The following is a 24,196-nucleotide window of genomic DNA, read 5'->3' as shown; positions in this document are numbered from 1 at the left end:
GTTAGAAAACGTTATACACCGTATAGATAACATTAGTAAAATATTAAAGTAGGATTTTTATACAAGGAACCACCCCGCATGAAAAAGTTAATGAGCTTGCTGTTCAAAAAGCCCGAAGTGCCCGCCACCCGCCTGGTGGCCGCCTTATCCGCCTATTTTCTGCTGTTTTTAAACATCAGCTTTTGGCGCTTTGTGTTCACGCACGCGGAACCGTCCGGCCTAATCGGCGGGTTATTTATGCTTTCCGTACCCGTGCTCATATTTACGCTGTTGTACCTGTCCTTCAGCCTGTTGCTGCTGCCTTATATTGGCAAACCGCTCCTTATACTGCTGCTGATTATCTCCGCCGGAGTCAACTACCTGATGTATCAGTTCGGCGTGTTTATTGACGCGGATATGATCCGCAACACGTTTGAAACCCACCCCGGCGAAGTAAAGGATTTAATCACCCTGCGCTCCGTCTTGTGGCTTACGGCGCTGGGCATCGTGCCCGCCGTGATGCTGGCGCGGATTAAAATTGTGTTTAAACCGTTTTGGAAAGAAACCTTGGGCCGCTTGAAACGCTGCGGGCTGTTGCTGCTGTGCCTGCTGATTTTCCTGCCGTTCGTCTATAAAGAATACGCTTCTTTCGGCCGCAACAACAATCAGGTGCGCCGCCTGGTCAGTCCGCTTAATTATATCTACGCCACGGTGCGCTACTTCCAAATTGAACACCAGAAAAAACGCCCGTTTACCAAGCTGGACGAAGCCGCCGAACACGTGCCGTACCCGGACGAAGAAAAAACGGTGTTCATCCTGGTGCTGGGCGAAACGGCGCGCGCGATGAATTTTTCCCTCAACGGTTATGCGCGCGAAACCAACCCGAAGCTTAAAACACAGGATATCGTAAACTTTCCGCACGTTGAGTCCGCCGGTACGGCTACGGCATTTTCCGTACCGTCCATCTTCTCCTTCACGCCGCGCGGCGATTTCAGCCCCACGGACGCGAAATATACCGAAAACCTGCTGGACCTGCTGCAGCAGACGGGCTACGAAATCTTCTGGAAAGAGAACGACAACGGCTGTAAAGGCGTCTGCCAGCGCGTGCCCAACGTGGAAATGGACCTGAAAGACCAACGCTTCTGCGACGGCACCTACTGCCGGGACGAAATCCTGCTGGACGGACTGGAAGAATATCTGGCCAATATCCAGGGCGAGCATGCGTTTATCGTCCTGCACACCATCGGCAGCCACGGGCCGACGTATTACCGCCGCTATCCGCCGGAGTTTAAAAAATTCACCCCCACCTGCGATACGGAAGAAATCCAAACCTGCACGCAGGAGCAAATCATCAATACGTACGATAATACGATTCTGTACACCGACCATATCGTTTCGTCCGTCATTGATATTTTAAAGAAATTCCCCCACTACGAAAGCGGCCTGCTGTACGTGTCCGACCACGGGGAATCGCTGGGTGAAAACGGCGTCTACCTGCACGGGCTTCCGTATTCCATCGCCCCCAAAGAACAGACCTCCGTGCCAATGGTTCTCTGGATGAGCGAAGTGATGAAAAAATCCGACCATATAGACTACGACTGCCTGAAGAAAAAGGCCGCCGAGGGGAACTTTTCGCACGACAATTTGTCGCACTCGCTGCTGTCTCTGATGGAAGTGGACAGCAAATGGTACGACAAAAAGATGGACTTTTTTGAAGGCTGCCGCACCACGCCGCTGCCCCGCAAATCCTAACACGCTAAAAACCCGGCCCCATAAGCCGGGTTTTTTAACCCTTTATCACCGCTTGCCAAAAGCGGTTAAAGAGATACAATAAAAGAAGAAGCAAACCGTAAACTGGGGGTATTTTATGGACAGAGTCATTTATTCACCGATGAAATACGTACAGGGCGAAGGCGCCTGGCAGCGGCTGCACGAATACGCGGCCGCGCTGGGCCAAAAGGGCGCATACGCCGTAGCCGGCCCGCACGTGCTGGAGCATTACTGGAGCGACGTGGAAAAAGGATTTAAAGAGGCCAATTTCCCGCTGCACGCGCACCGCTTTGCGGGCGAATGCTCCATGAACGAAATCAACCGCATCGTAAACGAACTGCGGGAAGAAAACTGCGACGTCATCATCGGCATCGGCGGCGGGAAGACCTTGGACACCGCCAAAGCCGTCGGCTTCTACGCCAATCTGCCGGTTATTATTGCGCCGTCCATTGCGTCCACGGACGCGCCGTGCAGCGCGCTCTCCGTCATTTACACGGACGAAGGCGCCTTTGAAAGCTATTTGTTTTTACGCAACAACCCGAATGTCGTGCTGGTAGACACGGCCGTCATCGCCCGGTCGCCGGTGCGTATGCTGGTGGCGGGCATGGGCGACGCGCTGGCCACCTACTATGAAGCCCGCGCCTGCTTTAATTCCGGCGGCCGGACCACCGCGGGCGGGCGTTCGTCCCTTTCCGCGCTGGCGGTTGCGCGCGCCTGCCGCGACAGTCTGTTTAAAAACGGCCTGCGCGCCAAACTGGCGGCCGAAGCCAAAACCGTATCTTCCGCGCTGGACGACATTGTGGAAACCAACACCTATATGAGCGGCATCGGCTTTGAAAGCGGCGGCCTGGCGGCGGCGCACGCCATTCACAACGGGCTGACCGTGCTGCCCGGCGTGCACCACGCGATGCACGGGGAAAAGGTGTCTTTCGGCCTGCTTGCGCAGCTGGTGCTGGAAAACGCGCCGCAGGACGAGTTTAAACAAGTGCTGGACTTCTGCCGCGAGGTCGGCCTGCCCACTAACCTGGCCGCGCTGGGGCTTACAGACGTGTCCGACGGGGACCTGATGAAAGCCGCCCGCGCCGCCTGTGCGGAAGGCGAAACCATCCACAATATGCCGTTTAAAGTAACGCCCGAAGCGGTGTTCTCGGCCATGCGGGTGGCCGACAGGCTCGGCTCGTAATTTGTTCCACCTCTAAAGCCGCCCCGGTTTTTCCGGCCGGGGCGGCTGTCTTTTCATCCTCTTAAAGTGGTAAAATATAAATAAGCGCGTAACGTCACATTACGCGAAGAAACCAACACAAGAGGACCCCCCAATGTTACCCAAAGCGTATGAACCGCAGGAAGTAGAACAAAAATTGGCCGACAAATGGCAAAAAGCCCAACTGTTCGCCGCCAAAGCAGACAATACCAAAAAACCCTTTGTTATCGTTATCCCGCCGCCCAACATCACGGGCGCGCTGCATATGGGCCACGCGCTCAACAACACCCTGCAGGACGCGCTGATCCGCTCCCACCGTATGTTCGGCCAGGAAGCTTTCTGGGTGCCGGGAACGGACCACGGCGGCATCGCCACGCAGAACGTCATTGAAAAGAAGCTCGCCAAAGAAGAACACAAAACCCGCCACGACCTGGGACGCGAAGAATTCGTCAAAACCGTGTGGGACTGGTACCACGACTGCGGCAACGCCATTTTCAACCAATTTAAAAAAATGGGCTGGAGCCTGGACCTCGCGCCCGAAAACATCCGCTTTACCATGGACGAAAAACGCGCCAAATCCGTATACGAATGTTTCCGCCGCCTGTGGGAGAAAAAATACATCTACCGCGGCAAACGCATGATTAACTGGTGCGTGCGCTGTTCCACCGCGCTGTCGGACATTGAAGTGGAACACGAACAGCACGCGGGCAAACTCTGGCACCTGCGCTACAAAGGGGAAGACGGGTCGGAAGGCATCGTCATCGCCACCACCCGCCCCGAAACCATTTTCGCGGACGCGGCCATCGCCGTCAATCCCAAAGACAAACGCTACGCGGATATGATTGGCAAAAAAGTCATCATCCCGTTGGCGGGCCGCGCCATTCCCGTCATCGCCGACGAAGCGGTGGAGCTGGAATTCGGCACCGGGGCGTTAAAAATCACCCCCGCGCACGACCCGACCGACTACGAAGTCGGCCAGCGCCACAATTTAGAAGCCCTGGTGGTCATTTCGGACAAAGGCAAAATGATTAACTGCCCCGAAAAATACCTGGGGATGGACCGCGAACTCTGCCGCAAAGAAACCGTCAAGGATTTGGACGAAGCCGGCCTGCTGGTCAAAGAAGAAAAATACAACAACGCCGTGTCCGCCTGCTACCGCTGCCACAACGCCATTGAACCGTATTTAAGCGAACAATGGTTTGTGAAAATGGACGAACTGGCCAAGCCCGCCATTGAAGCCGCCGAATCCGGCGCCTTAAAATTTCACCCCGAATCGTGGAAAACGCCGTTTGTCAACTGGCTGAAAAACCTGCAGGACTGGTGTATTTCGCGCCAGATTTGGTGGGGCCACCGCATCCCGGTGTGGTACTGCCGCCACTGCAGCGAAAAAGGCTTGACCTTCTCCACCGACAAACAGGGCAGAGAACAGCTGACGAAAGTGTCCTTTGAAGAAGGCGCGCAGCCGATTGTGTCGTTTGAAAAACCCGAAAAATGCCCGCACTGCGGCGGACACGATTTGGTGCAGGACCCCGACGTGCTGGACACGTGGTTCTCGTCCGCGCTGTGGCCGATGTCCGTCTTCGGCTGGCCGGAAGAAACCGAGGATTTCAAATACTTCTATCCCACCAGCACGATGGTTACCGGGTACGAAATTCTGTACCTGTGGGTGGCCCGCATGGTGATGATGGGGCTGGAGTTTACGGGCAAACTGCCGTTTACGGACGTATTTTTAAACGGTATCGTGCGCGACCGGACGGGGAAGAAAATGTCCAAGTCGCTGGGCAACGTAATTGACCCGCTGGATATGACGGCCAAATACGGCACGGACGCGGTGCGCTTCTCGCTCCTGATGCAGGCGGTGCCCGGCAAAGATATTCCGTATTCCGAAGACAGCATCACCGGCGCGCGCAATTTCTGCAATAAAATTTACAACGCTTCCCGCTTTATCTTAATGAATATGGAAGGCATCCGGGGCCCGCTGGCCATGCCCAAAGACGTTACCGAACTGGCCGACAAGTGGATTTTGGACCGCTTCGCCAACGCCGTTAAAACCGCGCGCGAAGGCATTGAAAAATACAACCTTGCGCTGACGGCCAACACGCTCTACCACTTCCTGTGGGGCGACTTTTGCGACTGGTATGTGGAACTGGCTAAACAGCGCTTCCAAACCGAAGAGAAAGAAAAAGTAATGGCGCTCTGCGTCAACATTCTCTACGGTACGTTAAAGGCGCTGCACCCGCTGATTCCGTACATCACCGAAGAAATCGCCGCTTCCCTGCGCCCGTATGTGGACGAAAAGGAAGAGTTCTTGCTCAACCAGGCCTACCCGCAGTTCAACCCGGCTTTGTGCGATAAAGACGCCGTGCGCAAAATGGAAATCATCCAGGGCGTTACGCGCGAAATCCGCACCATCCGCGCGCAGTTTAACGTGCCGCCGGGCCTTAAAATCTCCGCGGTGCTCTCGGCCAAGGACGAAGCGGACCTCGCCGTCGTCAAAGCCTACGAAGGCTACGTCAAACTGATGGCTAAAGCGGAAAAGCTGGATATCGGCGTAAACCTGGAAAAACCCAAACAGACGGCCACCGCCGTGTTTGAAAACATCGCGGTTTACGTACCGCTCACCGGGCTGATTGACTTTGAAAAAGAGAAAAAACGCCTGGAAAAAGACCTCGCCGCCGCCAAGGCCAACATCGCTTCGCGCGAAGCGCGCCTGGCGCAGGAGAACTTTATCAAGCACGCTCCCAAAGAGCAGATTGAAAAGACGAAAGACGAACTAGCCGCCGCCAAAGTGGCGCTGGCGCAGGTAACGGCGTCTTTGGAGGATTTAGCCTAATGAACAAACTCGTCAAAACCGCCGTATTCGCCACGGCCGCGCTCCTGCCGCTGGCCGCCCAGGCGCAGAATATGGATTGGAAATCCGTTACCCGCTACGACAAAGCGGACGCTAAAAAACAGCTTATGGAGCGTTTCACCAAATACGTTATGTTTGATACGCAGTCCAGCGACCAAACGGATAAAGTGCCCAGCACGCCCGGCCAAACCAAAATGGCCAAAGCGCTGGCGAAAGAACTTAAAAAATACGGAGCCAAAAACGTAAAGGTGGACAAACATTCCATCGTTACGGGAGAGATTCCGTCCAACTCCGCCCGCCAGTCGCCCGTGGTTGCGTTCTTTGCGCATATGGACACGGCGCTGGAAGCCTCCGGCAAAGACGTTAAGCCCCAGGTGCATAAAAACTACCAGGGCGGGGACATTGTCATTAACGCCGCCCAAAACCTGGTGATTAACCCGGCCAATTCCCCCCAGCTCTCCCGCGCGCGCGGACACGATATCGTTACCGCCTCGGGCGGCACGCTCCTGGGCGCGGACGATAAAACCGGCGTGGCGGTTATTATGACGCTGGTCCAATACCTCTACGACCACCCGGAAATGGAACACGGCACGATTAAAATCGCATTTACGCCGGATGAAGAAATCGGCGCCGGCGTGGAAAAATTTGACGTCGCCTCCTTCGGCGCGGACTACGCCTACACCGTAGACGGTATGGACCTGGGCCAGCTGACCGACGAAACCTTCAACGCCAAAGCCTTTACCGCCGTGTTTGAAGGTATGCGCGCCGTACACCCCGGGGAAGCGATGAACTCGGCTTTCTCGGACAATGTACTTATGGCCTCGGACTTTCACACCCTGCTCCCCCGCCACCGCCGCCCGGAAAGCACGGCGGGCCGCCGCGGGTTTATCCTGGTGGACTCCATCACCACGCAGGGGGACCGCACGGAAGTAAAAGGCATTCTCCGCGCGTTTTCGGACGAAGAAACGCAGGACCTGGTAAACGAAGTAACCCGCGCGTTCAATACCGTAAAAGGAATGAACTACAAAGGCACCGGCTTTTCCCTGACGTTTACGGACCAATATAAAAATATGAAAACGCTGCTCCCCCGGCAGGTGGTGGCGCTGGCGGAACTGGCGATGAAGAACGAAGAAATCACCCCCGCGCTGACCGCCGCACGCGGCGGGACGGACGGCTCCGCCCTTTCGGTTATGGGTCTGCCGACGCCGGATATTTTTGCCGGCCAGTTCAACATCCACAGCGAAAGAGAATACGCCGACGTGGACGTGATGGAAGCTTCCCTGCGCACGCTTTTAAGGCTGGTGTCGCTGTGGAATATGCAGGAGCTCCCGGCCCGTTAGTATGTATGTGTTTTTAAAAACCCGCCTTTTACGGCGGGTTTTTTGTTGCCCTTCCGGGCCCCGCGCCGGGGCCGCGCTGTATTGGGAAAAGAGGGCCTAAACCCCTCTAGGTCTTTTGGCCCTTGCGGGTTTTTGCGGCAGATTACTACAATAATAAAAACCAACAGCCGTACCCAAAGGAGCCACTATGCAAATGAAACAGTTGTTCGCCGTCTTGTCTGTTTTCGTATTCGGCGCTTCGTTCGCGGGCCAAGCTTATGCTTCCAGCTTTTCCCTTTCCGCCCCTTATGAGCGCACTTATTTAAAATCTTCCGCCTCCGCACCGCAAGCCAAACTGGCTGAAAAATACCGCGCCGGCATGATACCGCGCTTTGTCAAATACGTGCAGATTGACAGCATGAGCGACAACGCCGCCGAGTGGATGACCCCCGGACAGGAAAAAATGGCCCAGGCCTTATACGAGGACATCCGGGCGTTCGGGTTCCCCACCTATTTATCCGAAGATAAATACATCTATGTAAACATTCCGTCCAATCTTAAAAACCGCAAAGCCCCCGTGCTGGGCCTCAGCGCGCACTACGACACCACGCCCGACATCATCGGCAACAATGTCAAGCCGCAGGTAATTAAGAATTACGACGGACAGCCTATTACGCTTAAAAACAACCACGTCATTGACTTTCAAAGCGATCCCTACCTGCGCAATATGATTGGCAAAACCATCGTAACTTCCGACGGCACCACCAACCTGGGCGCGGACGACAAAGCCGGCGTAACCATTGTGGTTACGCTGCTGCAGACACTGGCCGAAAACCCGAAAATGCCGCACGGCCCCATCCAGGTGGTTATCACCCCCAACGAAGACGTGGGCCGCAGCGCCGAACGCCTGGAGCTGGAATACTACCACCCCGACTACGCCTACGACTTTGACGGCGGCGTAAACGGCGAAGTGGTGGCGGCCAACTTCTCGGCCGACCGCGTGGTGGTTACCGCCCGCGGCGTGAACGGACACCAGTCCTATGCGGCCGAAAACGGCTACCGCAACTCCGCCAAACCCATCGGCGATTTAATTGCCGCCGCCGCTTTGTCCGAAAATCTGCCCAACAACAGCCGCGGCGAACAAGGCTATCTGGAACCGCATCACATTGAATACAATGCGGCCGAAAACACCCACAGCGTGGATTTCCGCCTGCGCTACTTTGACCAAAACGAAGGCAAACGCTACTTGCAGAGAATCCAAGAAAAAGCCGACAGCATCAGCAAAACGCTGGACGTAGCTATTGAAATACAGGTTATCAAACAGTATGAAAACGTGGAATACGGCGTTAAGCCCGAAGCGCTGGGCCTCTTAAAAGCCGCCATGCAGGAAGCCGGCGTAACGCCTAACATCAAAAAAGAACGCGCCGGCACCACTTCGGCCATGATTATGGCCAAACACGGATTCGGCGGCTACACCGTATTCACGGGCCAGAACAATCCGCACGCGTTTACCGAATGGCTCAGCGAAGAAGATATGTTTAAAGCGTATCAGGTAGCCTTGAATTTGGTCAAACAAGTGGCCCAGATGAAAGTAAGCAAATAGCATGAAAATTTTAATCGCCACGGGCAACCCGCATAAGCTAAAAGAACTGACAAATATGCTGCCCGCCAAGCTAAAAAACGGCACGCCGATTGAGTATGTCAGCCTGGCCGACTTTAACGGCCTGGTGCTGCCGCCGGAAACGGGCAGCACGCTGGAAGACAATGCGGAAATTAAAGCCGTTTACGCGGCGCGCGAAAGCGGACTGCCCGCCGTGTCCGACGATACGGGGCTGGAAGTGAAATTTCTGCACGGCGCGCCCGGCGTTCATACGGCGCGTTACGCCGGAGAACACGCGGACGCGGACGACAACAACCGCAAACTGCTCGCCGCCCTGGAAGGGCAGCTTCTGCCCGCGCGCGCGGCAAGCTTTCGCACCGTGGCGTGTCTGGCCACCCCGCAGGGGCGCGTCCAGACCTTTGACGGCACGCTGGACGGATACATCGGCTTTGGATACAGAGGCGAAAACGGCTTTGGCTACGACCCGCTGTTTCTGGTGGAAAACACCAAAAAAACACTGGCGGAGCTGACGGAGAAAGAGAAAAACAAAATCAGCCACCGCGCCAAAGCGTTTAAAAAACTGGCCGACCATTTAGTGCTGCTTAAAGCCAAAAAATAAAATTCATCACGGCAAAGACACCGGGAACCTCTGCTGTACGCGGTTCCCGGTTTTTTATGTCCTGACTACAGGGTTACAGCCCCGCATACACGGCAGACGCACCAATCCACGCTGCACAACCATGGCGCTTTTCTCCCGTAACCGGCGGACGCCCCTCATTTTACAAACGAAATTAGCCGTCGGGGGAGTGAATGGGTACGTTGCTTACAGATACCTCCGGGACGCAAAAAGAGGCAAAGAGCAATCTCTTTGCCTCTGTTCTGTTATTATTAAATCCGGCGTTTACAGTTCAATCACCAGCATGGACGGCTTAACCAAATAAAACAGGTTAATCAGCGCGCCCAAGCTTAAAAACGGACCGAAAGGAATCGCGTCGCCGCCTTTTTTGCCTTTAAAAATCATCAGGAACACGGCATACACCAACCCTAAAAAGGACGCAAATACAATCGTCGTAATCACGCCTTCCCAGCCAATCAGCGCGCCGATGCCACCCATCAGCTTGACGTCTCCTCCGCCCATGGCTTCCTTCTTAAACAACCACGTCCCTAAAAGCGCAATCGCCAGCACGCCAAACAGGCCCACGCCCGCACCCAGCAAAGACGCCAGCTCCTTCTGCCACCACGCGCCCGAAAAGTTCGGGTTGCACCAGGCAAACGCCAAGCCGAGCACAATCATCCCCAGCGAGAAACGGTCCGGGATAATCATAATATCCAAATCAATGACGGACAGAATAATCAGCGCATACACCGCCGCCAACACCACAAACGTCCATACGCTCAGCCCGTAACGCCACACAAACAAAAGCGTCAGCGCGCCGGTAAGCAGTTCCACAATCGGATACTGGATGGAAATGGGGCTTTTGCAGTTTCGGCATTTGCCGCGAAGCGCCAAAAAGCTCAGCACCGGGATATTGTCGTACCAATTGATACGCGCGCCGCAATTCGGGCAGGAAGACGGCGGCCATACGATTGATTTCTCGCGCGGAATACGGTAAATGCACACGTTTAAAAAACTGCCGAACAACAGCCCCAAAACGGTGGCGAAAAGAAGAATAAAAGAATTATCCATAAAACTCCTGTATCCAGTTGCGTCCTGCGGACGTAAAAATCCCCCGCCCAATCCAGCGGGGGAGAAAATCTAGTGCGTTTGCCAGGGCTTGCCGTAGCTGTCTTCTTTGTCGGAATTGACAAAGAAGTCGCCGTAACGCGGGTCGGACGGATCGCTCACGTACGCCCAGCCGCCGGTTTTGGTAAAGCACTGTTCAAAATTGCCGGTGGACACGTGCGAAGAGGGCGGATAGCCCGGCACGGTGGCCTGCGGAATTTTTTCAATATACGCGGGCACGAGGCTCGTCAGGTCGTCCGTCGGATAGGTGCCCTGATGCTCGCCGTAATAAGCGGCAATGGCGCTGCGCACTTTTACCAATTTATGCTTGGTGCTTCCCTCTTGGGCTTTATGCACCAGCGTGAGAAATTTCGGCACGGTAAACCCCAACAGCAGCGCAAACACCACCACCGTAATCAAGATTTCCGTTACCGTAAAACCTTTCCTCATAAACACCTCTACTTAAAGTTCAGCGCGATAAGAGCAAACACCTTTGCGTCGCCCAGCGTATTTTTAATGCTGGAATACTCGTTGGGCTGGTGCGCCATATCGTCTAACTTGGAATACACCACCGCCGGATAGCCCTGGTTGCGCAGATACGCCCCCACGGTGCCCCCGCCCACACCCATCGGGCGCGGCGCGTTTTTGTACACGGCCTTTACGGCGGCCTGCGTCAGTTTGACGACGGCGGCGTTTTTATCCGTCGGTTTGGAATTTTCGTTAATGGGCGTTTCCACTTTCACTTTTACTTTAAATTGTTTTTCAATGCTCTTGGCGATTTTTGCAATCTCCGCCAGCACGTCCGCATTTTTGTAGCAGGGCAGGACGCGGCAGTCCAGGTAAAACACGTCCGTGCCCGGAATGGTGTTGACGTTGGGCACATTGGCTTCGCGTTTGGTCGGCTCAAACGTGCTGGTGCTTTCCGGCGCGAACAATTTGTCTTTCTTGTTAAATTTCTTGTACAAATCGCCCAGTTTCACCACCAGGTGCGCCGAAGCGCGGTGGGCGTTGTTGCCGGAGTGCGGGGTGGACGCGTGCGTCTGGCGGCCGAAAACGGTAAATTTGACCCACAGCATATTCTTCTCGGCGATTTCCACCATCGTCCCTTCCGGGTTTCCGCCGTCGGGCACTAAGAAAGCGTCGTTCTTGCCGAACGTTTTGCCGTGTTTTTTAAGAATGGCGTCAATGCCGTACGTGCTGCCGATTTCTTCGTCGGCGTTCAGCAGAAGGGCATAGGTGCACGGCGGGCGTACGTTGCAGTCCATCATGGCCTTCACGGCCAGCAAGCCGGACACGAGGCCCTGCTGGTTGTCTTCGGAGCCGCGGCCGTAAATTTTGTCGCCTTTGACGACGGCTTTAAAAGGGTCGGTTTTCCACAGCGCCAGGTCGCCGGGGGGCACCACGTCCATATGGGCCATCACCCACAGGGTTTTCTGTTTGTTTTCGCCGTAGTATTTGGCCACGATATTGGGGCGCACTCCGTCCTGGGCTTTGGAATCTTTGATGTTGATGACGTATACTTCGTCAAATTTCATTTTTTTAAGAACGGAAAGCAAATAAGCGGCTTTGGCGTTTTCGCCTTTGCCGCCCTGGTGCGGAGAGACGGCCGGGCAGGCAATCATATTGGTTTGCAAATCTATCACCGTTTGTTTATAGGTGTCAATTTTCTTAAATAATTCTTTTTCCATTTTATCCTCCGGCGGCCGCTTAAAGCGGGTTAGCCACATCGATAAATTCAGTCTGTACGTCAAAGCGTTTGGACACCAGTTCCATTAAAGCCAAAACGCCCGGTTTTTCGGAATTGTAATGACCCAGGGCCACGCAGTTAATGCGGCCCTCGCGGCACCATTCCTGCGCGGGTTCGTCCAGCGCGCCGGTGACGTACAAGTCCAGTTTCTGTCCGATAGCCTGGGGCAGCAGGCTATACGCCCCGCCGCTCACAACACCCACCGTTTCCACCCGTTTCGGCCCGTACGCAAGCACCTGCGCTTTCGCCCCGCAATACGCTTCCAGCGCGCGTACCAGGTCCTCCAGCGGCGCGGGCTGCACCATCCCGCAAAAGCCGATCGGCGTGCCGTGATATTCGCCAAACGGTTTTAACCGTTCGGCCCGCAGGGCGCGCATTAAACAGGCGTTGTGCCCCACCACCGGATGCATATCCAGCGGCAGGTGATATCCGGCCAGGTTGATGTCGTTCTTGAGCAGGAAGGCGATACGGTCGCGAAACAGCCCGGTAATGGGCTGCTCCTGCCCCCACAAAAGCCCGTGATGCACGACGATTAAGTCCGCACCGGCCACTTTTGCCTTGCGAAACAGCTCCAGCGACGCCGAAACCCCAAACACGATTTTGCCCACGCGCGGCGTTCCCGCCACCTGCAGGCCGTTGCGGCTGACGTCGGTGATTTGTGCGCTGTTTAAATACGTATCCAGAAAGCGGATTACGTCTTCGCAATTAACCATAGAATTATGTTATCATTTTATAAGAATGAAAAGAACACTTTTTTTGCTGCTTTTTCTCTTCTCATTTTACTCCTTTGCCCACGGTGAAACCGTCCCTGTCGCGCCCTATCTGCCCGCCCAAAGCTCCGAGGCCGCGAAAAACGCCCCGGTAACGGTGCAGTATCCGCACGAAAAAATGAAGGTTGCGCGCGGGGCGGCCAGCATTTTCCTCATCGGGCAGGTGAACCTGCCCGGACCCGTTACGCTGGACATTAACGGCGAAAACGTACCCGTGCGCGAAAACGGCGCGTTCATCGCGTTTTTACCCGTAAAAAGCGGCGAGTTTGAGTTCCTGCTCACGGCGTCCAACGCCAAGGAAACCGTCCAAGCCGCGCGGCATATCATCGTGCCGGGCGCGGACATTAAAGATTTTACCGCCAAAGCCGAATTTGACCCCGAGGAAGTCTTCCCGCAAACGCCGGTGGAACTGGTGCCGGGCGACGTGGTGGGCCTGTCCGTACGCGGCACGCCGGGGGCGGAAGTGTCGTTTACGCTCTCCGGCCTTAAAGACGCCAAAAACATCCCCATGAAAGAAGACGTTTCCTCCCCCGGTATGTACCGCGCCAAGTACTTAATTGATTTGGAGCAAAAGCCCAAAACCGCCAAAGTAACGTACAAAATGGAAAAGGGCCCCAACGATACGGAAGCCAAAATCATCGCGCCGGCCAAAATAAAAGTGCTGAATTTAAAAGACCCGTTCACCCGCGCCCAAGTATTGGCCCCGGGCGTAAAGCTGCGCAAAATCCCCACCCCGCGCGAGAACCTCTACCCCTTTTACCGCGCTTACGGGGACGTGCTGCTTAACGGACGGATGAACGGGCAGTACCGCATTGCGCTTAACGAAAACGAATCGGCCTGGCTGGAAGAAAATAAACTTAAAACCGCGCTGTTTGCGGGCTACGAGCCGAACCGGATTTCCTCCCTGCGCACGTCTTCGTCCGAAGACAAAACGCGCCTGGCGTTTACGGGCAAACGCCCCGGCCCCATCAGCGTGCACGAATTTAACGACCGCATGGAACTGACGCTGTATTACGTGGAAGGATTTGACGAAAACTACAGCTTTGACACGACCAGCCCCATCGTGGACAGTATCACCTGGTCCCAGCCCGCGCGCGACACGCTGTTGTTTAAGATTTATTTCAAAAAAAATGCAGCTCTTTGGGGCCACGCCTATAATTTTGAAGGAAACGATTTGGTGCTGGACTTAATGCACCAGCCCGTGCTGACGCCGGAAAAGAACGCCCCTTTAAAAGGCGCGCGCATTTTAATTGACGCGGGGCACAGCCCCCGCCGCGCCGTGCCGTACGACGGGGCCGTCGGCCCTACCGGATACCTGGAATACGAGGCCAACCTCGCGCTGGCGGAAGAATTAAAACCGCTTTTGGAAAAAGACGGCGCCACCGTGATTATGACCCGCCAGGGCAAAAACCGCATGAGCCTGCAAAACCGCTACGAACACGCGCTCAAAGAAAAAGCGCACCTGTTCATCAGCCTGCACTACAACGCCCTGCCGGAAACGGTCAACCCGCTGACCCGCGCGCGGGGTTATTCGGTTTATTACAACTATCCGCACAGCTTCCAGCTGGCCCAGTCCGTCTACGACGCATTCACCCGCAACGTACCCCTGCCGGACAACGGTATGATTGCCAACGACGTACTGTTCATCCCGCGCATTCCGCAGATGCCCAGCATTTTGGTGGAAAACGCCTATATCATCCTGCCGGAGCAGGAGGAGATGGCAAAAAGCAAAGAAGGCCGCGCGGCGTTTGTACAGGCATTATATGAAGGCATTTTGAACTTCTACGGCGTAAAAACGGACCCCGTTAAAAAGCCGGCGCGGCGAAACGCATTTAAAAAGCCCGGACGCAATGTACTGATTCCCCATAAATAACAACCCCGCTTTCGGCGGGGCTGTTTGTTTTTATGTATTTAAAACCGTATGCCGGTATGCACGCGGAAGGAAGCGCTCCACCGGTGTTTTAAGTAGAAGTATGCGCCGATTTCCCGGTCAAAATGATATGTCCCTCTCCCTTCCATCCCAATAAACCACGCATCCGTTACATCCGTCTCCACACCCAGTCCAACGGCCGCATACGGCGAATCCTTTCGTTCCCTGCGTCCGCCCAGGTATTCAGTCTTATGTCGGGTAAGCCCCGCCCCAATCAAGATATACGTACGAGGCGCGGTGCTGGGCGTGAGCGTGAACTTGGCCGCCGCTCCCCAGCGTACAAAGCCGTATTTATGCAATAACGGCTCCGCCTCTTCGGAACGCGATACGGCTCCTTCCAGTCCTGCGGATACCCAGGGGGCCAGAGCATATAATACTGTCATCCCCAGGCCGGATTCCGAACGCAGGAGCGTAATGCCGGAAAGTTCTTTGATGGTATTGGAACCAATGAAAGCGTTTGCGGTGATTTCCAGGCGGCTGTCCAAGACGGCGGGCTTGGGCTGGGGTGAATAATAGTAATCTCCGGCACGGTAAATTTGGGAAAATAAAGGGGAATAAGACAGGGGAAGCAAAGCCGCACACAGCAGCAAAATCCGTTTCATATAATAATATTGTAACAAGATATCCCGCCCGACAAAATAATCCAATACCATTACATAAAACACAACCCAAAAATCACCACAAAGCGGATTTTTTTACTTGGAAAAACAAAAAGAGTAGCCAAGAGGCGGAAAAGTTTTTATAATAAATTATATTCAACATAAGGAGTTTTACATAAAAATAAGCCTTAAACGTGGCTTATATACAATTTGAATCTGTTTTTGGAACCGTATGAAGAATACGGTGCGCTGTTGGGATACCAATGGCACATTTTCCCTCCAAAAACAGCCGATTTAGGCACAAGGTAAACGGATTAATTACCCGGTTATCTTGTGCCGAGCGTTTCCTGCCCTTACGGGCAGGGAACCACGGCTGTTTATATTTGGGTTAGGGAAAATGGCTCAAATATAACAGCCGTTTTTGTTTCCCCATTTTTGCTTCTTGTTATAGTCTGAGCCCGACAAAATAATAAGGAGAATATAAATGAAGAACTTAACAAGTCTGCTTGCAGTTTGCCTCATGCTTTGCGCCTGCTCATCCGTAGAATATCACAATGGAAAGAGAGGCGTTTATTTAGGAAATATAGAGGCTGTGGAAATTTTACCGTTGCAGGCGGAAGTGGAAGTAGAAAATACGGTCATCAGCGGGGTAGCTGAATGCGAGCGCTGGTTTTGGTTTTTAACCAAAAAACCAGCTAAACAAACCTATGGCGTAAGTTTGCAGATACCTAACGGCAATTTTTCCCCCAATGCCTGTACGCGTGGAGCCTTATATGACGCTTTGTCCAAAAATAATGCGCAATATATTTTTGCCCCGCGCTATACCGCTGTGAAAAAAGGAAACTGGTGTATTTTGGGTCTTTGTTTGCACCAAGTAAACCAAATTATTGTAACTGGACAAAAAGCCAACATTAAACATGTACGCCAAACACAAGAAGACATTCTGGAACTCCGGCGGAAATCGCCCTATATCAAAGATACTTCCGCCGTTATCCATATTCAGTAAACGGAGTCCTGTATGAAAAAATACTTTTTATGCCTGCTGACCTTGTGCTGGGTTGCGGCGGGAGGCAGTGCAGCCCAGCTCTGCCATGATTTTGACGCGGATATGAACCTGATTACGGTGGATTGTATGACGGGAAAACGCATTATCACCGCAGAGGATAAAGCCCGGGTGGCCCAAGCCAAACAAGAAGCTGCCGATAAACAACGCCGCGCAGCCGAAAAAACCCGGCAGACGCGTATCCGCCAGGCGGAAGCCGAACAAAAGAAAATAGAAAAAGCTATTGAAAAACGTAAAAAAGAATTAGCCCAGCAACGCCAAAAACAGGCGCAACAGCCTAAACGCGTACAGATAGACGGCAAAACCTATTATTTGACGGAACAAGCCCATTCCGGCAACGGTTCCGCTATCCGTGCAGGCGAGTGGATGTTATCCGTTTATGGCGGAGCCGGGACTTATCTAAGCGGTAAAGTACAAACAGGACAGACTCAAATTAACGCCAAGCAGGTGGTACTTTGGAGCGGCGGGCTGTCAGGAATGTATTTTCTAAATTCATATTTTGGGATAGGCTTAGGCTTGGAAACAGACCAAGCCCCCGAATCTGACCGACAAGGCACGTCCTATTCTTATTATGGGAAGTCCACGTCTAAGGTATCGTTATATAAAGCTATGCTGCTGGGCCGCTTAAACCTCAATCCCGCCCATCCCGTGCGGTTATACGTACCGTTTGGGATTGGGTATGGTTATGTGCAGGATAAGCAAACCCATACGGAGTATGTCTATAATGGCATGTATACTTCCGCTGTCAATAATAATGCTACACATACGGATTCTACACTTGTGTACTTTGCGGGGCTGGGGTTGGAATTTGATTTAACCGCCACGGTCTCTTTAGGGTTGGAGGGGCGGTATAATCGGTTTGAATATGCCCACGAAACCTTTGCCTATGTAAATGGTCTGGCCAAAGTAAATATTAAGTTTTAACCGCCTTTAAACCAAAAACCCGCCTATCAAGGCGGGTTTTTTGCTATATAATAAAAAATCCGCTGAAAAGCGGATTCTATTAAAAAGTACCGGGGAAGGGACTTGAACCCTTAAGCCCGAAAGGGCAATGGTTTTTGAGACCATCCTGTATACCAATTCCAGCACCCCGGCATTAAATCTATATATTTATTTTAGCAAATTTTCACATAAAATAAAATTCTTCCGCCCTATGCCCCCGCACCCCTAAAAAGGCCTCCCCCGTTCTGCCCGCAGGCGGCCGCCCCGTATACAAGCGGATATCCGTCCTCTGTCCCGTTCTCTCCGCATTACCAAAAAAACGCCGCCCCAAAAAGAGGCGGCGCCTGCTCACAAAAAGCACTTTTAAAATTTCAGCATAGACGTATATTCTTTTAACCGTTTGTTAATGTCGCGCTGAGTTAAAGAAGCCAACCGCTCCACGCTAAACGATTCAATGGTAAACGAAGCCATCACGTTGCCAATCATCATCGCGCGTTTAATGGCGCTTAAGCTGTTCCAGTTTTTTAAACTCGCCAGGTAGCCGGTAAACCCGCCGCCGAAAGTGTCGCCCGCGCCGGTAGTATCGTGCACGTGCTCCAAAATATAAGGCGGCAGCTGGGCAATACCCTTTTTGCTGACGAGCATCGCGCCGTTGGAACCAAGCTTAATCACCACATACTTCACGCCCTTTTCCAACAGCATGCGCCCCGCTTTAATCAGGTTGTATTCCCCGGTCAGCTGGCGCGCTTCGGTTTCGTTTAAAAAGAAAATATCAATCCGCTTAACCACTTCCAACAGCGCGCTTTTTTTGGAAGAAATCCAATAATTCATCGTATCGCACGCCACCAGCCGCGGCTTTTTAACCTGCTTTAAGACGGAAAGCTGGAGCTCCGGATCAATGTTGGCGAGAAAAACGGCTTTGGCGTTTTTCTGCTCTTCGGTCAGCACCGGGTTAAAATCCTGGAATACGTTTAAATCCGTAAACTGGGTAACGGCGGTATTGAAATCTTTATCATAACGGCCGCCCCAATGGAACGTTTTGCCTTTTTTCACTTCCAGGCCCGCCAAGTTTACCTTGCGCTTGATAAAAGGCGCGCGGTCCTCGTCGGTAAAATCGGTGCCCACCACGGCCACCACACACGGGCTGGCGAAATAGCTCGCGCAGACCGAGGCGTAGCTGGCCGCACCGCCCAGCACGCGTTTGACGCGTCCGTTGGCGTTTTCAATGGTGTCAAAAGCGACGGATCCCACTACCAATACTTCGTTATTCACGCGTTAGTCCTGTAAAAAAGTTTTGATTTCTACTTCGTTGTTGAACTGGTCAAAAAACGCCTTTTGGGCGGTTTCCATTTTCGTGTCCATCAACTGTGCGGCGAAGTCCGCCTTGTTTTCGTCAAAATTTTTCAAATTGCCGTGCTGCACTTTATACGCGTGCTTGATTTCTTCGGGCGTGAGTTTATAAAAAGAATACAGCACGCCGCGGAAGCGGTCCGCCAGCTTGCCCTTGCGCAGCTGCGCTTCAAACTCTGCCGGGGTCAATCCCACGGAGCGTTTCAGCGCATATTCGTAAGCGGTTTTGTTGAACTGTCCGTTTTGGGCGAAGAAAGGCGAAGTTTGGATATCGTAGGCCACCTCGTAGTCGGACACTTCCAGCCCGGCTTTGTGCGCGGCCTGGTTTAACACTTCCTCGCTGATCAGCGCAGCCAACAGCTGCTGGCGCAGGTATTTCATCATATCTTCGTCCACGTCCACGCCCTGGTTGCGAAGCGCGCGGGCGCGGTCTTCGGTTACGCGGTACAGTTCGCGGTAAGTAATGTCGGCCGAGCCCACCTGCGCGGCGGTGCTGCTGAAGTTGCCGCGGCGGTACGCATCCGCCCCCAGGTATACGATACTGCCCAGGAAAAACGCCAGCGTGATGATAAGAATGACTTTTTTGTATTTAATCAGAAACGAAATCATATGGAAAAACTCCCGTTGTTATTTGTCTTCTTCGTCTTTGTCTTTTTTGGCGGCTTCTTCTTCCGTCCCGCCGCCGATGACGCACTGTCCGTCAATGCGTCCGCCTTCTTCCACAATCATTTTTTTGGCGCGGATATCGCCCTTAATGGAAGCGGCGGCCAGCACTTCAAGCATTTCGGCGCAGACGTTGCCTTCAATCACGCCCCCGCACACGACGATTTCCGCCGTTACGTCGCCCACGATTTTGCCGTCCGTCCCCACGATAACGTGGCGGGCGTTGTCCACGGAGCCTTCCAGGGTGCCGTCCACGCGCAGGGAACCCTGCACGCTAAGCGTGCCCTGAAAATAACACTCCGCACTGACTACGGAAAAATGTTCGCCGGACGAGAAATCCGAGTCCTTCTTTAAAAATCCCATAAACGTCCTCCTTAGGTTTACTTGAAATAGTCCCGCGGATTGACGGCCTGGCCGTCTTTCCATACTTCGTAATGCAAATGCGTGCCGGTAGAACGGCCGCTGGAGCCCATCGTGGCGATTTTGTCGCCGCGTTTTACCACATCGCCCGCTTTAACGCGGATAAGCGTGGTGTGGGCGTAAAGCGTGGAATAACCAAAACCGTGGTCCACCAAAATGGCCTGCCCGTAGCTGGGCACCCATCCCGCGTGGCGCACGACGCCGTCCGCGGTTACCACAATCGGGCTGTCGGGCTTGCCCGCAAAATCAACGCCGTTGTGCCGCTTGGTGGAACGGCGGCCGAACGGATCTAAGCGGTAGCCGAAGCCGGAGCTGATCCGTGCGGTGGACGGGCGGATGGACGGCGTGGAGTTTAATCCCTCGCGGCGGTTGGCAAAATACCAAGCGATTTCCTGGAAACTGGCCAGCCGTGTTTTGGCGGCGTCCTCAATAGAATCAATATAATGGTCAAATTCGTCGGTGTCCAAATCTTTCAAGTCCTGCCCCAGCATAGCTTTAAAGCGGGCGTCTTCTTTTTCTTTGGCTTCTTCCCACCCTTTGGGCAGGTTGATAAATTTACCGCCGGGCATACCCAGCATTTGACGCATTTGGGTGTCGGTGGTGCGGGTGAGCTCCAGGTATTTGCGGCCGCGTTCCAGTTCGTCGGCGATAAGCTTCATTTTCACGCGCATTAAATTATTGTCGGCCTTGGTAATATTATAGTCGTACGCGCGGATAAAAAACAGGAACCCGCACAACGTAACGAGCAGCCACAATACAAACACCAGCACGAGCGTAAGCACGCGCACTTTGAATTTTTTGGAAGACCCCAGGCGCGGCATAATCAGAATGTCCACGCGCTCGCCCAGCAGTCTTGCCAAAGAATTGATTAATTTACCCATCTTTTGTATTCTATCATATACAAAGCCCGCAAGGGCGGATTTAACGCCGTTACAGGAGAAAAAATGAAAAAATTATTGCTTTTAACCGCCGCAGCCGTATTGGCGGCGGCTTGTATGAGACTGCCGGAAGTGCCCACGCTGGGCACCGTAGAACTGCCCGTGGCCGCCGAAGAAGAAGCGGTGTGGACTTCCGCCGATTACGAAGGCAAACCCGTGCTGGTGGTGTTTATGGGTTCCTGGTGCCCGTATTGCAAAATGTCCATGCCGGCCGTAAACGCGGCGGCCGAAGCGTACGACGGCAAAGCCGAAGTGGTAAGCGTATTTATGGACGCGGACCCCGAAACCGTCATAAAAGTGGCCAAAGAACACAACTTAAAAGCCAAGGCGCTCTACAACGGGGGCGCGGTGGCGCAGGAAATGGAAGTAACGGGCCTGCCGCATGCGGCGTTGTTTGATAAAAAGCACCGCGCCGTAAAAGTGTGGGAAGGCTTCAGCCCCACGCTGGAACAGGAATTTAAAGAACACCTGGAACGCTTAACCAAATAAACCTTCGTCCCGCCGCAAGGCGGGACTTTTTCATGGGAGAAAGCATGACGGTTATCCTGGCTATTATCATTTTAGCGGAATTTATTTGGCTGCTTGCCCTGCAGGACAGCCTGGGCGGCCTGCGTTTTAAAATAAGACAGCTTGAAAAACGTCTGCCGCAGCAAACGGCCGAAACCGCGGAAAACGCTCCGGCCCAAACGCCGGTATCACAAGCGGCGCCCGCGACGCAAACGGCTGCCGGGCAAGAGGAGCCCGCCGTCCGGCAGGAACGCGCGGCAGAGCCGGCCAAACCGGCTTCGCCGGCCCCGCAGAAGCCCGATTTTACCGTTGCGAAACTGTTTTCGTGGATTGGCGGATTTACGCTCCTGCTCGGCGTTATTTTCTGGATTAAATACGCCATTGAAAACGATTTGATTTCTCCCGAACTGCGTATTGCGGCCAGCATGCTGCTGGGCGTGGGGTTGTGGACTGTGGGCGCGCTTATTCAAAAGCCCGCGCTTAAAACTACGTCCGACACGCTGTGCGCCAGCGGCCTGTGTATTTGTTACGCCGCGCTGTTTTCGGCCTATTATTTTTATCAGCTGCTCGGCCAGCCGGCCGCGTTTATCCTGCTGGGCCTTACCGCGCTGGCCGCGTTCGGCACCGCCGTGTGGAGAAACGCAAAATATATCGGCTTCCTGGCGCAAATTATCGGGTTTTTAACGCCCTTTTTATTCCCGTCTAAAGACCCCAACCTGTTTTTCCTGCTCTCTTACTTTGCGTTTATCAATGCGGCGGCCGCCGCCGCGGCGTTAAAACGCGGCTGGAACGGGCAGATTTTCTCCTCCGCCGCGTTCACCGCGCTGTGCCTGCTTTTTGTGGTGCCGGGAATGAAGAACACGCCCGAGGCCCTGCATATTTTGATGGGCTTTACGCTTTTTTTCGGCGCGTTATACGGCCTGGCGGCTTTTCTGCGCCGGAAAGGAGAATTTTTATTGGCGGCCTGCGTTTTAACCGCGCTGGTGCAGTTTGAATACCTGATTTTGTTCATTTGCACTTCTTCATACGGCAAGACCCTGCCGTTTTGTATTTGGACGGCGGCGGGGTGTGCCTTGTTCGCCGGTGCGCCGTTTGATTTCAAAGAACGCTTTTTTGCGGACAAATTTGCCTGGGCTGCCGTCTCCGTGTCCGGCGCGGCGGCCTGCCTGATTATCCTCCTGGCCCTGCGCCACGCATGTGATTGGAACAACGGCCTCGTCCCCTTGCTGTTTGCCGCCGCTTACGGCTTTATCGCCGCACATGTATACCGCTGGCAGCCGCTTGATGAGGGCATACAGCGCCTGCGGCTGACGTGGCTGGGCGGCGCGGCCGCGCTGTTTTTCACGCTGGCGGTGGTCTGCCAGCTGGAACGCGCCTGGCTGACGCTGGCGCTGGCGGGCGAAGGCTGTGCGCTTATTTGGCTGAACCATAAACTCGGCCACGGGGGCCTTACAGCGCTGGGCAAATGGCTGTTGGGCGCGGTATGCGTGCGGCTGGCGCTGAATCCGGCGGTGCTGGATTATTACGCCGGCGCCACTAAAATTTTCAACTGGTATTTGTACGCTTACGGCCTGAGCGCGGCGGCCATGCTGCTGGCGGCGCGCGGATGGCTGCCCCGCAAGGATGCCGGGTCCATTCATTTCTTACAGGCGCTGGCGGGCATCACGCTGTTTGCGCTGGTGAACATTGAAATAGCGGACTATTTTTCCGCAGGCGGCACGCTGGAGTTTGAGCTGTTTGGCGACGTAACCGCCGCCGCGGCCTACACCGTGGCCTGGGCGGTATGCGGCGCGGTATGCCTGTTCCTCGCGCTGGGCGACGCCAAAAGCTGGCTGCACAAGGCCGGGCTGGGGCTTGTGGCGGCGGCGCTGGCCAAATTGTTTTTGTCCGACGTGTGGAAGCTGGAAACGTCGTCGCGCATTATCGTACTGATTGGCGTAGCGGTCATTTTGATGGCGGTATCGTTTGCCTACCAGCAGTTCCGCGCGTCCAAGCGCAACCCGCCGGAAGAAGAGAAATAAACATTCTGACACGCCAAAAAGCCCCCGTTCACCGGGGCTTTTTTATGGCATATTGTTATTTAAACACACCGTCGGAAGTGCCGGTAATAGCCTTGCACATCTCCGGAACAATGGGATTGCCGCTTTTATACTGACATTTACGTGTCACAGTCCCATCTGCCGCCACGGATAATAAAATACCATAATCCAACTCCCCTCCCACAATATCCACCCCGTTCTTGGCACGAGAGGCAAAAGCTGTAAAGGTACTGGTGGCCAACGGATGTACGCTGACATCAAACTGCCAGTCGTTGGTGACAAAGGTATTTGCAGCATCTGCTTGTATGTTGGGCATTGCCACATCCAACTGGGTTAAATCCCCGGTATATCCGCCCGTCGCCAGTTTATACGCTTTTTGGGCGTTCAATAAATTATTCAGCAACCGTAACGCTTCGGACGCGCGGGATTTTTCCACCGCTTTGGTATATTCCGGCAAAGCCACTGCGGATAAAATACCAATAATAAGCACCACCACCAACAGTTCTATTAACGTGAAACCTTTTTGCATAGAAACTCCCGAGAAAACGCAAATTTGCCCGGCGCAGGAGCCATACAGGAAGGATAACAAAGCGGGCCGTGCTTTACCCACTTTATCAAAAAAAAAAAACGAGTCAAGCCCCCCTTCCAGGGGATGGTTTTCTATGCGGATACATCCGACTAATTGAGCCACACTGTCTAAACAATGTCGCCAAGCAACGTAACAGCAAGAAATAAACATCCCCCGGCGTAGCCGGGGGTTTTTCTCAATACGGGCGTAGCCCTCT

Annotated in this window: 21 protein-coding genes and 1 tRNA gene; 11 read left to right on the top strand and 11 right to left on the bottom strand. The window is 53.9% G+C overall.

From position 1 onward, the window contains the following. The first annotated feature begins 78 nt into the window (after positions 1-78). From ACQY36_RS03015 to rdgB, 6 genes are all read left to right on the top strand, one after another. Positions 79-1,731: a phosphoethanolamine transferase gene (locus ACQY36_RS03015; RefSeq protein WP_428077642.1), complete on the top strand. Its 1,653-nt coding sequence runs from the start codon at positions 79-81 to the stop codon at positions 1,729-1,731. A 115-nt stretch (positions 1,732-1,846) separates the two neighbouring features. Continuing rightward, entirely contained in the window at positions 1,847-2,932 is a 1,086-nt protein-coding gene (locus ACQY36_RS03010) for a glycerol dehydrogenase (protein ID WP_428070881.1), read from the top strand. Between the two features lie 133 nt (positions 2,933-3,065). After that, positions 3,066-5,783, top strand: coding sequence for a valine--tRNA ligase (locus tag ACQY36_RS03005; protein ID WP_428077640.1), 2,718 nt, complete (start codon positions 3,066-3,068; stop codon positions 5,781-5,783). After that, positions 5,783-7,141 carry a peptidase T gene (pepT, locus tag ACQY36_RS03000; protein WP_428077638.1) on the top strand — a complete coding sequence of 453 codons (1,359 nt, stop codon included), beginning with the start codon at positions 5,783-5,785 and terminating at the stop codon, positions 7,139-7,141. Before ACQY36_RS03005 ends, pepT (ACQY36_RS03000) begins: the two co-directional genes overlap by 1 nt. A 187-nt stretch (positions 7,142-7,328) precedes the next feature. After that, on the top strand, positions 7,329-8,723 hold the full coding sequence (gene pepT / locus ACQY36_RS02995) for a tripeptide aminopeptidase PepT (RefSeq protein ID WP_428077637.1): 1,395 nt from the start codon (positions 7,329-7,331) through the stop codon (positions 8,721-8,723). 1 nt (position 8,724) lies between these two features. Next, positions 8,725-9,339 carry an RdgB/HAM1 family non-canonical purine NTP pyrophosphatase gene (gene rdgB, locus ACQY36_RS02990; protein WP_428070887.1) on the top strand — a complete coding sequence of 205 codons (615 nt, stop codon included), beginning with the start codon at positions 8,725-8,727 and terminating at the stop codon, positions 9,337-9,339. A 282-nt stretch (positions 9,340-9,621) separates the two neighbouring features. On the opposite strand, the gene ACQY36_RS02985 is transcribed toward rdgB, so the two are convergent. From ACQY36_RS02985 to ACQY36_RS02970, 4 genes are all read right to left on the bottom strand, one after another. Next, positions 9,622-10,407 carry a prepilin peptidase gene (locus ACQY36_RS02985; protein WP_428077635.1) on the bottom strand — a complete coding sequence of 262 codons (786 nt, stop codon included), beginning with the start codon at positions 10,405-10,407 and terminating at the stop codon, positions 9,622-9,624. A gap of 69 nt (positions 10,408-10,476) precedes the next feature. Then, positions 10,477-10,893 carry a type II secretion system protein gene (locus ACQY36_RS02980; RefSeq protein WP_428055195.1) on the bottom strand — a complete coding sequence of 139 codons (417 nt, stop codon included), beginning with the start codon at positions 10,891-10,893 and terminating at the stop codon, positions 10,477-10,479. Positions 10,894-10,901: 8 nt separating this feature from the next. Beyond that, a complete protein-coding gene (locus tag ACQY36_RS02975) occupies positions 10,902-12,131 on the bottom strand; it encodes a M20 family metallo-hydrolase (protein ID WP_428077633.1) in 1,230 nt (409 codons plus the stop codon). 19 nt (positions 12,132-12,150) lie between these two features. Continuing rightward, positions 12,151-12,903 carry a Nif3-like dinuclear metal center hexameric protein gene (locus ACQY36_RS02970; RefSeq protein WP_428072189.1) on the bottom strand — a complete coding sequence of 251 codons (753 nt, stop codon included), beginning with the start codon at positions 12,901-12,903 and terminating at the stop codon, positions 12,151-12,153. Positions 12,904-12,928: 25 nt separating this feature from the next. On the opposite strand from ACQY36_RS02970, the gene ACQY36_RS02965 reads away from it, so the two are divergent. After that, positions 12,929-14,833: an N-acetylmuramoyl-L-alanine amidase gene (locus ACQY36_RS02965; RefSeq protein WP_428072186.1), complete on the top strand. Its 1,905-nt coding sequence runs from the start codon at positions 12,929-12,931 to the stop codon at positions 14,831-14,833. 38 nt (positions 14,834-14,871) lie between these two features. Here the strand turns inward: ACQY36_RS02965 and ACQY36_RS02960 are convergent, their stop codons facing one another. Beyond that, entirely contained in the window at positions 14,872-15,492 is a 621-nt protein-coding gene (locus ACQY36_RS02960; RefSeq protein WP_428077631.1) for a hypothetical protein, read from the bottom strand. A gap of 481 nt (positions 15,493-15,973) precedes the next feature. On the opposite strand from ACQY36_RS02960, the gene ACQY36_RS02955 reads away from it, so the two are divergent. Together ACQY36_RS02955 and ACQY36_RS02950 are read left to right on the top strand one after the other, a co-directional pair. Then, positions 15,974-16,495 (top strand): hypothetical protein, encoded by a 522-nt coding sequence (locus ACQY36_RS02955; protein ID WP_428077629.1) that lies wholly within the window; start codon positions 15,974-15,976, stop codon positions 16,493-16,495. Between the two features lie 12 nt (positions 16,496-16,507). After that, on the top strand, positions 16,508-17,476 hold the full coding sequence (locus tag ACQY36_RS02950) for an outer membrane beta-barrel protein (protein ID WP_428077627.1): 969 nt from the start codon (positions 16,508-16,510) through the stop codon (positions 17,474-17,476). 87 nt (positions 17,477-17,563) lie between these two features. On the opposite strand, the gene ACQY36_RS02945 is transcribed toward ACQY36_RS02950, so the two are convergent. The 5 genes from ACQY36_RS02945 to ACQY36_RS02925 all read right to left on the bottom strand — a co-directional run bounded on the left by ACQY36_RS02945 (position 17,564) and on the right by ACQY36_RS02925 (position 20,808). After that, positions 17,564-17,647: transfer RNA gene (locus tag ACQY36_RS02945), tRNA-Leu, on the bottom strand. A 210-nt stretch (positions 17,648-17,857) separates the two neighbouring features. Continuing rightward, positions 17,858-18,766, bottom strand: coding sequence for a PfkB family carbohydrate kinase (locus ACQY36_RS02940; protein WP_428077625.1), 909 nt, complete (start codon positions 18,764-18,766; stop codon positions 17,858-17,860). 3 nt (positions 18,767-18,769) lie between these two features. After that, a complete protein-coding gene (locus tag ACQY36_RS02935; protein ID WP_428055177.1) occupies positions 18,770-19,453 on the bottom strand; it encodes a SurA N-terminal domain-containing protein in 684 nt (227 codons plus the stop codon). Between the two features lie 18 nt (positions 19,454-19,471). Next, positions 19,472-19,870 carry a bactofilin family protein gene (locus ACQY36_RS02930; RefSeq protein WP_428055175.1) on the bottom strand — a complete coding sequence of 133 codons (399 nt, stop codon included), beginning with the start codon at positions 19,868-19,870 and terminating at the stop codon, positions 19,472-19,474. A 17-nt stretch (positions 19,871-19,887) separates the two neighbouring features. Next, positions 19,888-20,808 (bottom strand): M23 family metallopeptidase, encoded by a 921-nt coding sequence (locus tag ACQY36_RS02925; RefSeq protein ID WP_428055173.1) that lies wholly within the window; start codon positions 20,806-20,808, stop codon positions 19,888-19,890. Between the two features lie 63 nt (positions 20,809-20,871). Between ACQY36_RS02925 and ACQY36_RS02920 the strand changes: the two genes are divergently transcribed. Both ACQY36_RS02920 and ACQY36_RS02915 read left to right on the top strand, forming a co-directional pair. Next, positions 20,872-21,354 carry a TlpA family protein disulfide reductase gene (locus tag ACQY36_RS02920; RefSeq protein WP_428077623.1) on the top strand — a complete coding sequence of 161 codons (483 nt, stop codon included), beginning with the start codon at positions 20,872-20,874 and terminating at the stop codon, positions 21,352-21,354. A gap of 32 nt (positions 21,355-21,386) precedes the next feature. Next, the gene (locus ACQY36_RS02915) at positions 21,387-23,393 is read left to right on the top strand and encodes a DUF2339 domain-containing protein (protein ID WP_428077621.1); all 2,007 of its coding nucleotides are present in this window, start codon (positions 21,387-21,389) and stop codon (positions 23,391-23,393) included. Between the two features lie 55 nt (positions 23,394-23,448). Here the strand turns inward: ACQY36_RS02915 and ACQY36_RS02910 are convergent. Then, positions 23,449-24,196 (bottom strand): type IV pilin protein (locus ACQY36_RS02910; RefSeq protein WP_428077619.1); only part of this gene is annotated, 748 nt, incomplete at its 5' end.

Origin of the sequence: Candidatus Avelusimicrobium alvi (genome assembly GCF_958451995.1) — a bacterium.
GTDB classification, from domain to species: domain Bacteria; phylum Elusimicrobiota; class Elusimicrobia; order Elusimicrobiales; family Elusimicrobiaceae; genus Avelusimicrobium; species Avelusimicrobium alvi.
The sequence above is the reverse complement of the archived record's forward strand: the minus strand, read 5'-3'. Positions and strand labels throughout refer to the sequence as shown.